We start from the raw sequence: 13,110 nt of genomic DNA, 5'->3' as shown, positions 1-13,110 counted from the left end.
TCTCGATCGTGCGGAAGGGCTTACCTGACGCCCGCGGTGCAGCGGGGTTCCCACCGACACCCGCGTGCACGGCGCCCGCAGGCCGTCGCGGGTCGCCGCGGGCCATTGCGGGTCGCCGCGGGTCGCCGCGGGCCATTGCGGGTCGCCGCGGGTCGCCGCGGGCCGTTGCAGGCCGCCGCGGGCCGTTGCGGGCAGTTGCAGGCCGCCGCGGGCCGTTGCGGGCAGTTGCAGGCCGCCGCGGGCCGTTGCGGGCAGTTGCAGGCCGCCGCGGGCCGTTGCGGCGGCAGAGCGAGCCGTCCGCGTAACCGCCCCAGCGGCAGGCGACCGTCGGCGTGCCGTTCCGGCGGCAGGGCGGCACCCGACATAGGCTGCCCGCATGGCCCCCCCGATCGCGCTCCCGGAGACCTTCGCCCGCGCGGTCGCCGGGCTGCGGTCGGCCGCGCCCCGGGCGGAGATCGTCCTGGAGGAGGTCGGCGCGCCGCAGCGCCTCGCGCCGTACACCTTCGCGCTCTCCGCGACGGTGCTGCGCGACGGCGACGAGGTCGCCGACGGGCGGTTGATCCTGCTGCACGACCCGGCCGGGCACGAGGCGTGGCAGGGCACCCTGCGGCTGGTCACCTACGTCACGGCGGAGCTGGAGATCGATCTGGCCGCCGACCCGCTGCTGCCCGGCGTGGGCTGGACGTGGCTGACCGACGCGTTGGATGTCCAGGAGGCTCGGCACCGGGCGATCGGTGGCACCGTCACGCAGACGATGTCGACCCGCTTCGGCGACCTGGCCGGGCAGCCGACCGCCGCCGACATCGAGATCCGGGCGTCCTGGACGCCGCTCGGCGAGGACCTGACCCCGCACCTGCTCGCCTGGTGCACACTGCTCGCCTCGACTGCGGGCCTACCGCCGCCCGGCGTGACCGCCCTGCCGGAACGCCGCCCCGCCGGCGCCGTCTAACCCCCTCCCCCTCCCCCGCCCGCCGGCGGGCCGGCGGGCGGGCGGGGAGATCTTGGAAGGAAGTGGCCCCTGGAGGGGCCGAAATCTTCCAAGATCCGAATCGCTGGGCAGCCCCGGGCGACGGCTGGCCGCACACTGCCTGATTCGGTGCCGTGCGCCCGGCGCCGGAGACGACTCGGGCCGCGCCGCCGGACGGGTGTCCGGTGCGCGGCCCGATGCGTGCGGCGTATCCGTCAGAGGTAGTTCTCGGCCTCGTCGCAGACCTTGTTCATTCCCTGGGTGGCCTTGTCGTACGCGGCCTTGTTGTTGGCCGCCGCCGCCGCCAGCGCGGTGGTCAACTTGTCCAGGCAGTTGGCGATGACCTTCTTCTGCCGGGCCTGCTCGTCGCGGTCGTTGCGGGTGCCGGTGAGGTCCTGCTCGGTGTTCGAGAGCTTGTCCCGAACGCCCTGCAGGTCCTTCTTGAGCTTCTCGATCTCGGCGCTGTTCGCCGTGATCGTCCCGTCCCGCTCGCTGACCTGGGCCGTCAGCCGACTTTTCGTCCGGTCCAGCTCGCTGCTCTTGGTCACGTAGAGGCCGGTCATCACGCCGCCCAACACGAAGAGCAGCCCGGCCACCAGGGCCAGGATCAGCACCTTCCGCCCGCCCTTACCAGCGGCGGGCGCCGGGGGGCCGTAGGGCGGGGCGACGGGCGGGCCGGACATCGACTGGCCGAAGGCCGGCCCGGAGACCGGGGGCACCGACATCGGCTGCGGGTAGCCGGGCCCGGAGACCGGCGGGGTGGAAACCGGCTGCCCGTACGGCGGGGCGGACTGGGACTGGGACTGCCCGTACGGCGGGGCGGACTGGGACTGCGACTGCCCGTACGGCGGGGCGGACTGGGGCTGCGACTGCGGCTGACCGAAGGCCGGCGCGGGCGGGGCGGACTGCGGGATGGCCGACTGGCCCGGCTGCGGCGAGCCGTACTGCCCGGGGTTGAACTGCCGAGTCGGCTCGGCCGGCTGACCGGTCGGGCCGTACTGGTGGGGGACGGGCTGGCCGGTGCCGGCGGGCGGCTGCGGCGAGCCGTACTGCTGGGTCGGCTCGGCGGGCGGCTGCGGCGAGCCGTACTGCTGGGTCGGCTCGGCGGGCGGCTGCGGCGAGCCGTACTGCCGGGTCGGCTCTCCCGGCGGCTGCGGTGAGCTGTACTGGCCGTACTGCTGCGTCGGCTCGGCCGGCGGCTGCGGCGAGCCGTACTGCCGGGTCGACTCTCCCGGCGGCTGCGGCGAGCTGTACTGGCCGAACTGCTGCGTCGGCTCGGCCGGCGGCTGACCGGTCGGGCCGTACTGGTGGGGGACGGGCTGGCCGGTGCCGGGCGGCGGGTAGGGCGGGTGGCCCCCCGACTCGGTCGGTGGCTGGGTCATTCTTCTCTTCCTCCAGGTGACTGGCCCACGGCCGGACGACGGCGACGGACCGGACGGGACGAGGGGAACGGCGGCCGGTTCAGCAGATCCGGAAGCCGTCGCAGGCGACGTTGATGGGCACGGCGAGGCCGATGCCCTCCGCGTCGCGGGCCTTGGCGGTGGCGATTCCGACCACCTGCTTCTGGCCGTTGATCACCGGGCCGCCGGAGTTGCCGGGGTTGATCGGGGCGTCGAACTGGATGACGGGGCCCGAGCCCTGCCGGGCTTCGCGGAAGGCGCTGACCACGCCGGTGGTGACGCTGTCCTGCAGGCCGAGCGGGGCGCCCACCACGACGATCTGCTGGCCGGACTTGACCGCAGCGGGCGCCGTCACCAGGCCGATGAACTTGCTGGTGGTACGCAGGTGGGCGATGTCGTTCTCCTCGTCGACCTTGACGATGGTGGCCGGGTAGCGCTGGTCGGTGCGCTCCAGGAAGACCTCCCGGCCGCCGCCCTCCCAGACAGACTCCACGACGTGGTAGTTGGTGAACAGGTTCGTCCCGCCGCCGGAGGCCGCCTTGCCGACCGCGAACGCGGTGCCGGTGAACTGCCCGGCCCTGACCCGGAACACGCTGGGCAGCACGGCGGCGGCCACCGCCTCGGGGTTGAACTGGGCCCCGGCCTGCTTCTCCAGAACCTGGGCACGCTGATCCAGGTCTTCGAGCCGGCTGCCGTCGCCGTCCTGCCCGGCGGCCAGCCGTCGGTCGGTGTCGGCGAGCTGGTCGGAGAGCCGGTGGATCTGGTACGCCTGCACGCCGGCCACCAGGGCCAGGACCACGGCCAGCCCGAGCGCGACCAGGGTGAGCGCGCGCCCCCGGGCGGGGGCGGGCGGTGCCGGTGCGGACCAGGCCGGTCCTCCGGCAGAGGCCGGCACCCCGGCGGAGGCCGGCACCCCGGCGGAGGCCGGCACGCCCTGCGGGTACGCCGGCCCGTAGCCCTGCGACGGCACGGCCGGGACGCCGGGCGGTGCCGGCTGCTGCCCGTAGGCCGGCGGGTACTGCCCGGCGGCGGGCGTCGACCCGCCCCACTGACCGGTGTTCGGCGGCGGGGCCCAGCCGCCCCGCTGCGTGGCCGGGTATCCGTCCGACGGTGCGGCCGGGGCAGCCCCGCCGCCGGCCACCGCCGCACTGCCCTGGCCGGGAACGGAGGCGTGACCGGGAACGGGTGCGTGACCGGGCACAGACGCCTGACCGGGAACGGATGGCGGCGGGTAGGGGGCGGCGGAGCCCCGGGGCGGAATGATTCGCGGCGGCAACGGCCCGGGCCGTGCGTCGGCATCCCCCGTCTCGCCGGCACCGGCCGGGGCGGGCCAGCCGCCGGGCGCACCGTCGCCGGGACCCTGCCCCGCGCCTGTCGGACCGTACCCAGCCGTCGTCATTGCCGTGTCCTCCCCGTGCCCGCCCCGGTGCCCGCGCCGACACGGGTCGGTATCCGCCCGGCGGCCCGGAGGACCGTACCTACACCAGCGCGCTTTGTCTCCCCTGATGTCCGACCCTGCCATGGCGCGTCAAGTCCCCGACGCCGACACTCGCCGCACCCGGCTGCGCGCGCCGGATCGCCGCGCGCACTAGGGTTGTCAGGTGACCGACGAACCACCCCTGCGCCGTCGGGCCGCCGAAAACCGCACCGGAGACGAGCCGCACCACCCGCCGTCGGCCGAGCCGGAGCCGGTGGTCGCGGGGCCCGAACCGACCGACGGCGGACCCGTGCCGCTGACCGCCCCCCGCGACGGCACCCCCCTGCCGGTGGCCTCCGAGGCCGAACTGGCCGAGGTCGTGGCACGTTTCGCCGCCGGCACCGGCCCGGTCGCCCTGGACGCCGAACGCGCGTCGGGTTACCGGTACAGCCAACGCGCGTACCTCGTCCAGTTGCGTCGTTCCGGCTCCGGCACGGCGCTGATCGACCCGCTACCGCTGCCCGACCTGGGCACCCTCGACGCAGCCATCGCCGACGCCGAGTGGGTGCTGCACGCCGCCAGCCAGGACCTTGCCTGCCTCGCCGAGGTGGGGCTGCGCCCGCGCCGGCTGTTCGACACGGAACTGGCCGCCCGACTGGCCGGATTCGAGCGGGTCGGCCTGGCTGCGCTGACCGAACAGCTACTCGGCTTCAGCCTGGAGAAGCACCACTCGGCGGCCGACTGGTCGAGCCGGCCGCTGCCGGAGTCGTGGCTCACCTACGCCGCGCTGGACGTGGAGATGCTGACCGACCTGCGCGACGCACTCGACGCCGAGCTGGCCCGGCAGGGCAAGTCCGCCTGGGCGGCGGAGGAGTTCGCCGCGCTGGTGCAGAGCGGGGCCCGCCCGCCCCGGGTCCGCGCGGAGCCCTGGCGGCGCACCTCCGGCATCCATCGGGTACGCGGTGCCCGAGCCCAGGCTCGGGTCCGCTCCCTCTGGTACGCCAGGGACCAGATCGCCGTCCGCCGGGACGCCGCTCCGGGGCGGGTGCTGCCGGACTCGGCGATCGTGGCCGCCGCCGAGCTGGACCCGCGTGACGAGAAGACCCTGCTCACCCTGCCCGGGTTCGGCGGCCGGTCGGTACGCCGGCTGGCCCGCACCTGGCTGGCGGCTTTGGACGACGCCCGGCAGTTGCCGGAGGACTCCCTGCCGGTCACCCCGGCGGTGGAGGGTCCTCCCCCGCCGCACCGCTGGGCGGAGCGGGACCCGGTGGCCGCCGGCCGGCTGGCCCGGTGCCGGGAGGCGGTGGTCCGGATCGCCGGGGCGCACACCCTGCCGCCGGAGAACCTGATCGCCCCGGACTCGATCCGCCGTCTCGCCTGGACCCCGCCGGAGGAGATCACCGGGGACACGGTCGCCGAGACGCTGCGCGGTTTCGGTGCCCGAGAGTGGCAGATCGGCCTCCTGACCAGCGACCTAACCCGCGCCCTAACACCTCCCACCCCCTAACCCCCCACCCCGGCTCCGGCTCCGGCTCTCGCGTCGATCATGGGGTTGGCAGCAGTGTTGATCTCCTCGACTGCCGATCAACCCCACGATCGACGTGGGGTTGATCGGCGTGGGGTAGCGGGGGCGGGGTGTGGGGTGGGACACAGTGGGGTGGGTGCCGGCCGTGGTTACTGGCGAGTAGCATCCGAGAGACCACGCCCGTGCCGGCGACCTTCATTCGTTCGTAGCGCCGCTCGTCGGCGCGGAGGCCGAATCATGGTCGAAAAGGAGGCTCAAGTGCCCCGTGAAGTCCGGGATGTCGTCTTTGTCGACGGCGTCCGCACCCCGTTCGGCAAGGCGGGTGGCATGTACGCCAACACCCGCGCCGATGACCTGGTGATCCGCTGCATCCGCGAGCTGCTGCGCCGCAACCCGCAGTTGCCGCCGGAGCGGGTCGAGGAGGTGGCCATCGCCGCCACCACCCAGATCGGCGACCAGGGCCTCACCATCGGCCGTACCGCAGCTCTGCTGGCCGGCCTGCCGAAAACGGTCCCCGGCTTCGCCATCGACCGGATGTGCGCCGGTGCGATGACCGCCGTCACCACCGTGGCCGGCGGCATCGCCATGGGGGCGTACGACATCGCGATCGCCGGCGGCGTCGAGCACATGGGCCACCACCCGATGGGCGAGGGTGTCGACCCCAACCCGCGGATCGTCGCGGAGAAGCTGGTCGACCCGTCCGCGCTGGTCATGGGTGCCACCGCGGAGAACCTGCACGACCGGGTCCCGCAGATCACCAAGGCGCGCACCGACGCGTTCGCGCTCGCCTCGCAGCAGAAGACCGCGAAGGCGTACGCCAACGGCAAGCTCCAGGGCGACCTGGTCCCGATGGCGATCCGCGACGACGAGGGCGGCTGGGGACTGGCAGCAGTCGACGAGGCGCCCCGCGACACCTCGTTGGAGAAGCTCGCCACCCTGAAGACCCCGTTCCGCCCGCACGGCAAGGTCACCGCGGGCAACGCGGCCGGCCTGAACGACGGTGCCACCGCAAGCCTGATTGCCGCCGAGTCCACCGCCCGTGAGCTGGGCCTGCCGGTGGCCATGCGGCTGGTGTCGTACGGCTTCGTCGGCGTCGAGCCCGAGGTGATGGGCGTCGGCCCGATCCCGTCGACCGAGAAGGCGCTGCGCATCGCCGGCCTGAGCATCGACGACATCGGCCTGTTCGAACTGAACGAGGCGTTCGCCGTGCAGGTACTCGCCTTTCTCGACCACTTCGGCATCGCCGACGACGACCCCCGGGTCAACCAGTGGGGTGGCGCGATCGCCATCGGCCACCCGCTCGCATCCTCGGGTGTGCGGCTGATGACCCAACTCGCCCGGCAGTTCGCCGAGCACCCCGAGGTCCGCTACGGCGTCACCGCCATGTGTATCGGCATCGGCATGGGCGGCACGGTCATCTGGGAGAACCCACAATGGACCGGTTCCGCCGTCCAGGCTGGACAGGAGGGCAACAAGTGAGCGCGCTCGCCGCACCGAACGAGGTGGTCACCCGGGCGCTGCTGCGCCAGGTGAACGTGCCGGGGCTGGACCGGCCGGCCGCCCTGATCACCCTGGACAACGGCTTCGACCACACCAAGCCGAACAGCTTCGGCCCCGGCGGCCTGACCAGCCTGGACGAGGCGATCACCGCCGCCCTGGCGGCGGACCCGGCGTTCGTCGCGGTCACCGGCAAGCCGTACATCTTCTGCGTGGGCGCGGACCTGACCAGCCTGCCGCAGCTCGCCGACCGCGAGCAGGCCCTGGAGATCGGCCGGCTCGGCCACCGGGTTTTCGCCCGGCTGAAGGAGAGCGCGGTCCCGACCTTCGCGTTCGTCAACGGCGCGGCGATGGGCGGCGGCCTGGAACTGGCCCTGCACTGCCACTACCGGACGCTCTCCGGTGGGGCATCCGCGCTCGCGCTGCCCGAGGTCTCCCTCGGGCTGGTTCCCGGCTGGGGTGGCACACAGCTGCTGCCGAACCTGATCGGCATCCCGGCCGCCACCCAGGTCATCCTGCAGAACCCGCTGATGCAGAACAAGATGCTCAGGCCGAAGCAGGCCGCCGAGCTGGGCATCGCCGACGTGCTGCTGGAGCCGGCGGACTTCCTGGAGCGGTCCCTGGAGTGGGCCGCCGGCGTGGTCCGCGGCGAGGTCACCGTGAACCGGCCCGAGGTCGACAAGGACATGTGGGCGGGCGTGCTCTACTTCGCCCGGCAGACCCTCGACCAGCGGCTGCACGGCGCGGTTCCGGCCGCGTACCGGGCGTTGGACCTGCTGGAGACGGCGAAGGACGCGGACTTCGCCACCGGCACCGCCGCCGAGGACGAGGCCCTGGCCGACCTGGTCTTCAGCGAGGAGCTGCGTAGCGGCCTGTACGCCTTCGACCTGGTGCAGCGGCGGGCCAAGCGGCCGGCCGGGGCACCGGACAGGGGCCTGGCCCGGCCGGTCACCAAGGTCGGCATCGTGGGAGCCGGCCTGATGGCCAGCCAGCTCGCCCTGCTGTTCGCCCGTCGCCTCCAGGTCCCGGTCGTCATGACCGACCTGGACCAGGCACGGGTCGACAAGGGCGTGGGCTACGTGCACACCCAGGTCGAGAAGGCCGTCAGCAAGGGCCGGATGGACAAGGGCACCGCCGCCAAGCTGTACGGCCTGGTCAGCGGCTCGGTCGACAAGGGTGCCCTGGGCGACGCCGATTTCGTCATCGAGGCGGTCTTCGAGGACCTGACCGTCAAGAAGCAGGTCTGGGCCGAGCTGGAGAAGATCGTCTCCCCGGAGGCGGTGCTGGCGACGAACACCTCCTCGCTGTCGATCACCGCGATGGCCGAGGAGCTGGAGCACCCGGAGCGGGTGGTCGGCTTCCACTTCTTCAACCCGGTCGCGGTGCTGCCGCTGCTGGAGATCGTCCGGGGCGAGCGGACCGACGACGCCTCCCTGGCCACCGCGTTCGCGGTCGGCAAGCAGCTCAAGAAGTCCTCGGTGCTGGTGAAAGACGCCCCGGCGTTCGTGGTGAACCGGCTGCTCACCCGCTTCCTGGGCACCGTCTTCGCCGCCGTCGACGCGGGCACCCCGCTGGAGGTGGCGAACGCGGCGCTGGACCCGCTGGGCCTGCCGATGCGCCCGCTCGCCCTGCTCCAGCTCGTCGGCCCGGCCGTGGCGCACCACGTGGGCGGCACCCTGCACGCCACGTTCCCGGACCGGTTCTCGGTCAGCGAGAACCTGAAGCGGATCGCCGACTCCGGTCAGCCGATCGTCGTCGACGACCGGATCAACGAGGACGTGGCGAAGCTGCTGGTGGTCGGCGACGCGCCGCTGACCGCCGAGCAGCTGCGGCAGAACGCGCTCGACGCGCTGGCGCAGGAGACCCGGCTGATGCTCGACGAGGGCGTCGTCGCCGAGGCGCAGGACATCGACCTGTGCATGCTCCTGGGCGCCGGCTGGCCGTTCCACCTGGGCGGCGTCACGCCGTACCTGGACCGGACCGGCACCAGCGAGCGGGTCACCGGCCGGCGGTTCCTGCCGCGCGGCGCGGCCAGCCTGCCCGCCTGATCCTCCCCGCTCCACCGCGATCGCGGTGGTCAGGCCGTCCCACATGGACGGTTCGGCCACCGCGATCGCCTTTGCCAGGAAGCCTTTGCGGTGGCGGGGCGGGGCAGCGGGTGCCGCACGAGCTGGCTACGATCACCGCTTCTGATCATCTAACGGGAGCTGATTCACATGTCCCAGCCGTCGGACAACCCCTATCCGCACCAGCCGCAGCAGCCGTACGGCGAGCAGCCCGTTTCCCAGCAGCCGGGCGGCGAACAGCCCCCCACGGCCGGCCAGTCGTGGGGCGATCCGGCCGCCGCGCCGGCGCCGCCCGCCCCGAAGAAGTCCAGGGCCGGCCGGATCGTGCTGATCGTCCTGGCCGTGGTGCTGGTGCTCTGCCTCGGCGGCGCGGTGATCACCTGGTTCGCCGTCAAGGACGAGGTCGGCGAGGTCGTCGACGCCACCAACACCCGGGTGGTCACCCCCACCACGCTCGCCGGCCGGCCGCAGGTCAACGACCCGGAGCTGAAGAAGCTGTCTGACGAGACGATCGCCGAGATGCGGTCGACGGTGCAGAACGAGACCGGCACCGTCGGGGCGTTCTACGGCGACCCGGCCAAGAAGGACCTGGTGATGGTCGTCGCGGCGTCCGGCGTAATGGCCGACCCGAAGAAGGAGCTGGACGACGCGCTCGCCGGCATCAAGACCCAGCTGGCCGTGACCGAGGTGACCACGGTCGAGCCGGGCCCGCTCGGTGGCGAGGCGCGCTGCGGCGGCGGCAACGTCGCCGGGACGGCGGTGGGCGCCTGCCTCTGGGCCGACCGGGGCAGCGTCGGCATGATCGTCATGTATTTCAAGACCGCCGCGCAGGCGCAGGCCGAGTTCGTCACCATGCGCGGCCAGATCGAGCAGCGCTCCTGAGCCACCCGTGACCGGGCCCCCTCCACCACCGGCGGAGGGGGCCCGTCGCGTTGACCGGGGTCAGGCCGTCGCGGCCCGCCCGGTCGGACCGGTTACGCCGTCGCGGCCCGCTCGGCGGCGCTGCGCAGCACGCAGAACTCGTTGCCCTCCGGGTCGGCGAGCACCACCCAGCCGGTGCCGTCCGGCTGCCGCCGGTCGTCGACCTGGGTGGCGCCGAGGTCGACCAGCCGCTCGACCTCGGCGTCCCGGGGCCGGTCGGCCGGCTCCAGGCAGAGGTGGACCCGGTTCTTCACCGTCTTGCCCTCCGGCACCTGGAGGAAGAGCACGGTCTCCCCGTCGGCGGTGAGCACCATGGCCTCCGGGTCGCCGGGCAGGTCGTCGGGCTGCCGCTCGGTGCCGAACACCTCCGCCCAGAAGCCGGCCAGGGCATAGGTGTCGTGGCAGTCGAAGCTGATGTTCCTGATCCGTGCGGACACGGTGTCCTCCATGGTGGAGTGGAGCGCCCCGCGTGATCGGACAGCGGTCAGCGGCGGGGGGGACGGGGCGCGGGACTGGTCGTGGACATCAACCGCACCTCCCTCCGGCCGTCGGGCTGACGGCGACGATGTTGCCAGCCGCCGGCAGCCCTGGCAACGCCTTTTTTGGCGTACGAGAAACGACCCGGCCCGGCCCGGCCCCGCGCGGACGCGGGACCGGGCCGGGATGCCCCGTGGTGCGGCGGGGTCTACGGGCCGACGAAGACGGCCTTGGCGCGCCAGTCCACCCCGTCGACGGCGGGGCCGCTGACGGTGGTGAACGCGCCGGTGGGCACGCCGCCGGCCCACGCGGTCGAGGCGAGCGCGCCGGTCGAGCGGCTGACCCGGTACAGGGTGCCGTCGGCGAGGAGGAGCGCTCCGGTGTCGGCGAAACCGGTCACCCCCGCGACGGTGAACTTGTCGGCGCCGACCGCGCCGCTGTCCGGGGTGAACCAGCGCCAGTACAACCCGTTCTGGCCGGACAGGGTGTAGTAGAGCCGGCCGGCGGCGTACAGCATGCCGGTGACGTTACCGATCTCCGGGTAGAAGTTGCTGGTCACGCCGGTGTACGTCTGGCCGGCCGGCCCGGAGTCGGTCTCCACGGTGTCCCAGTACGCGTGGTGGTACGGGTCGACCAGGCTCGGCGTGCCGAAGGTGGTCCCGTCGAAGGTGCGCCGCTGGAGCGCGCCGTTCATCCCGTAGAACAGGGTGCCGCCGACCCAGAACGCGCCCTTCGCCGTGGACCACGCGGTGCTGTCCGGGTTGGCCACCGGGGTGGCCGCGCCGACCGTGGTCGCGCCGTCGTACGTGCGGGCCTGCACCTCGTCGCCGGTGCCGGTGGGCGGTGGGCCGGTCTTGACGATCTCGATCGCGTCGACGAGCGGGTTCTCCACCACATGCCCGAAGTCGATGTCCACGGTGCCGTCGCTGACGACGGTGAACGATCGCATGGTGCCGACGTCGTGTCCGGGCGTGACGGACAGGTCCAGGTCGTCGAGGACCAGGGTGCCGTCCAGGCTCACGTCGAAGACCCGCTGGCCGGGGGCGGACGTGCCGGCGTACCGGTTGGCCAGGTAGAGCCGGACCTCGACCTCGGTGCCGACGGGCACCGGGAAGTCCCACTCCATCTCCGGTGCGCCGCCGGAGTCGTACCGCTCGTCGCTGTAGAGGGCGGCCGGGGTGCCGGCCGGGACGGTGCCGTCCAGGCTGCCCACGGGGGCGAAGCCCGCGGTGCTGCTGCCGGTGTTTTGGTACGGGCTGGGGTTGCCGGAGTCGTCGGCGCTCCAGTCCGGTCCACCCGCGACGGCCGCGACGGCAGGGCCACCGGCGTTGACCCGGTACAGGACGTTGGTCGGTGCCGGCACCCCGGCCTGGTACACGGTGCCGGGCAGGCCTGCGGTGGTGGTCGGGTGCGGGGCGGTGCCGCCGGTCAGCGGGAAGAACGCGATCCGCTCCCGACGGTAGGTGAAGTTGCCGATCCAGGACTGGTCCGAGCCGAGCCAGATGCCCTGCGGGGTGACCAGCAGCTCGGCCACGCCGTAGCCGCGCGGGTGCCGGCCCGGGTTCCAGGACAGCGGCAGGCCGTTACGCGGATCGAGGGCGGCGATGCTGGCCCGCCCGATCGCCCCGGCCTGCGCGTTGTCGCCGCCGAAGCTGTTGTTGAGCCAGCGCAGGTGCCCGCCGACGTAGACCGCCTGCTCGCTGATGCCGACCGAGAGGAAGGTGTCGCCGCCGGAGTAGTTCACCCAGGTGGGCTGCTGGGCGTCGCCGGTGGCGGCGGCCTCCCAGCGGGCGGCCGTGTCGCAGAGCGTCCCGCCGTACGCCCCGCCGGTGGTGACCACCACGAAGTAGCCGCCGTCCGGGGCGAAGGCCACATCCCGCATGTACGAGTCGAACGCGTTCCAGGTGCAGCGCGGGGTGTACCGGCTGGTGTTCCAGTCGGCGACGGTCGCCGCCGTGGCGCCGAGGTCCAGCTTCACGATCTGGTCGTGCAGCACCCCGTCGGCCTGCTTGAAGTTGCCGATCACCACGAGCTGGGTGCCGTCCGGGGAGAGCGCGAGCTTCTCCGCGCCGACACCGGCCCTGGCCCCGCTCACCCCGTCGTAGTTGTGGTTCTCCGTCAGCGTGGTGGTGAGGTAGCCGTCGAGCGCCCCGGTGGTGGCGTTCAGCGAGGCGAGCCCGCCGCGCGGGTTGGCGTTGCCTGCGGTGGTGAAGATTCCCCCGACCAACAGCCGGTTTCCGGCCACGGCGACGTCGTCGACCAGCCCGTTGAACGCCGGGCCGGCGAAGCTGGTGACGGTGGCGCCGGTGGCCACGTTGACCAGGGCCACCTTGCGCCGGGTCACCCCGTTGACCGTGTTGAACTTGCCCGCCAGGTAGACGGTGCCGGCGGTCGGGCCGTCCGCCACCGCGGACACCTCGTTGTCGACGGTCGGCGCGAACGCGGTGTCCACCGTCCCGGTGGCCTTGTCGAAGGCGAGCACGTAGTTGCGGGCGATGTCCACGTTTGAGTTGCGGTTCTGCACTCGGGTGAACGAGCCCGCCGCGATGATCTTCGTACCGGCGTCGTGGATGGCGACGACGGTGCCGTCCATGATGTCCGGGGACGCGGCGGACGGCACGGCGGAGACCACGGTGGTGTGCAGGGGCGCAGCACCCGCCACGCCGCCGACGGCGAGGCCGGCAACGGTCAGGGCGACAGCGGCGAGCGCCGCCAGGGTTCGGCGAACCAGGGCCGAGGGGTGGGTCACGGGCAACTCCCGGGGCACGTGCGGACGGGGAGGCGGCCGCGGGCACCGGCCGGCCATCAGGCGCGGCCGGTCCGAGGCGCGCACCGCGCGG

General features: G+C 73.4%; 9 protein-coding genes. 5 read left to right on the top strand and 4 right to left on the bottom strand.

The window, feature by feature from the left end; all coding sequences use genetic code 11:
* Positions 1 to 376: 376 nt before the first annotated feature.
* Positions 377 to 949 carry a DUF3000 domain-containing protein gene (locus tag SNR22_RS02325; RefSeq protein ID WP_320064679.1) on the top strand — a complete coding sequence of 191 codons (573 nt, stop codon included), beginning with the start codon at positions 377 to 379 and terminating at the stop codon, positions 947 to 949.
* A 233-nt stretch (positions 950 to 1,182) separates the two neighbouring features.
* On the opposite strand, the gene SNR22_RS02320 is transcribed toward SNR22_RS02325, so the two are convergent.
* Together SNR22_RS02320 and SNR22_RS02315 are read right to left on the bottom strand one after the other, a co-directional pair.
* Positions 1,183 to 2,349 carry a hypothetical protein gene (locus SNR22_RS02320; RefSeq protein WP_320064678.1) on the bottom strand — a complete coding sequence of 389 codons (1,167 nt, stop codon included), beginning with the start codon at positions 2,347 to 2,349 and terminating at the stop codon, positions 1,183 to 1,185.
* Between the two features lie 79 nt (positions 2,350 to 2,428).
* On the bottom strand, positions 2,429 to 3,643 hold the full coding sequence (locus SNR22_RS02315) for a S1C family serine protease (protein WP_320064946.1): 1,215 nt from the start codon (positions 3,641 to 3,643) through the stop codon (positions 2,429 to 2,431).
* Positions 3,644 to 3,968: 325 nt separating this feature from the next.
* On the opposite strand from SNR22_RS02315, the gene SNR22_RS02310 reads away from it, so the two are divergent.
* The 4 genes from SNR22_RS02310 to SNR22_RS02295 all read left to right on the top strand — a co-directional run bounded on the left by SNR22_RS02310 (position 3,969) and on the right by SNR22_RS02295 (position 9,754).
* Positions 3,969 to 5,291, top strand: coding sequence for a ribonuclease D (locus tag SNR22_RS02310; protein ID WP_320064677.1), 1,323 nt, complete (start codon positions 3,969 to 3,971; stop codon positions 5,289 to 5,291).
* 276 nt (positions 5,292 to 5,567) lie between these two features.
* Positions 5,568 to 6,788, top strand: coding sequence for a thiolase family protein (locus SNR22_RS02305; RefSeq protein ID WP_320064675.1), 1,221 nt, complete (start codon positions 5,568 to 5,570; stop codon positions 6,786 to 6,788).
* Positions 6,785 to 8,854 carry a 3-hydroxyacyl-CoA dehydrogenase NAD-binding domain-containing protein gene (locus SNR22_RS02300; protein WP_320064673.1) on the top strand — a complete coding sequence of 690 codons (2,070 nt, stop codon included), beginning with the start codon at positions 6,785 to 6,787 and terminating at the stop codon, positions 8,852 to 8,854. Before SNR22_RS02305 ends, SNR22_RS02300 begins: the two co-directional genes overlap by 4 nt.
* A 168-nt stretch (positions 8,855 to 9,022) precedes the next feature.
* Complete coding sequence (locus tag SNR22_RS02295) at positions 9,023 to 9,754, top strand: hypothetical protein (RefSeq protein WP_320064672.1); 732 nt, start codon at positions 9,023 to 9,025, stop codon at positions 9,752 to 9,754.
* Between the two features lie 92 nt (positions 9,755 to 9,846).
* Here the strand turns inward: SNR22_RS02295 and SNR22_RS02290 are convergent, their stop codons facing one another.
* Together SNR22_RS02290 and SNR22_RS02285 are read right to left on the bottom strand one after the other, a co-directional pair.
* The gene (locus tag SNR22_RS02290; protein ID WP_320064669.1) at positions 9,847 to 10,230 is read right to left on the bottom strand and encodes a VOC family protein; all 384 of its coding nucleotides are present in this window, start codon (positions 10,228 to 10,230) and stop codon (positions 9,847 to 9,849) included.
* Positions 10,231 to 10,478: 248 nt separating this feature from the next.
* Positions 10,479 to 13,019 carry a malectin domain-containing carbohydrate-binding protein gene (locus tag SNR22_RS02285; protein WP_320064668.1) on the bottom strand — a complete coding sequence of 847 codons (2,541 nt, stop codon included), beginning with the start codon at positions 13,017 to 13,019 and terminating at the stop codon, positions 10,479 to 10,481.
* Positions 13,020 to 13,110 lie beyond the last annotated feature (91 nt).

It is taken from the genome of Micromonospora sp. RTGN7, assembly GCF_033804645.1.
Lineage (GTDB): Bacteria > Actinomycetota > Actinomycetes > Mycobacteriales > Micromonosporaceae > Micromonospora.
The sequence above is the reverse complement of the archived record's forward strand: the minus strand, read 5'-3'. Positions and strand labels throughout refer to the sequence as shown.

Coding starts and splice junctions, on each gene's coding strand:
- SNR22_RS02320 (WP_320064678.1), bottom strand. CDS start 2,349: ATGACCCAGCCACCGACCGAGTCGGGGGGCCACCCGCCCTACCCGCCG.
- SNR22_RS02325 (WP_320064679.1), top strand. CDS start 377: ATGGCCCCCCCGATCGCGCTCCCGGAGACCTTCGCCCGCGCGGTCGCC.
- SNR22_RS02295 (WP_320064672.1), top strand. CDS start 9,023: ATGTCCCAGCCGTCGGACAACCCCTATCCGCACCAGCCGCAGCAGCCG.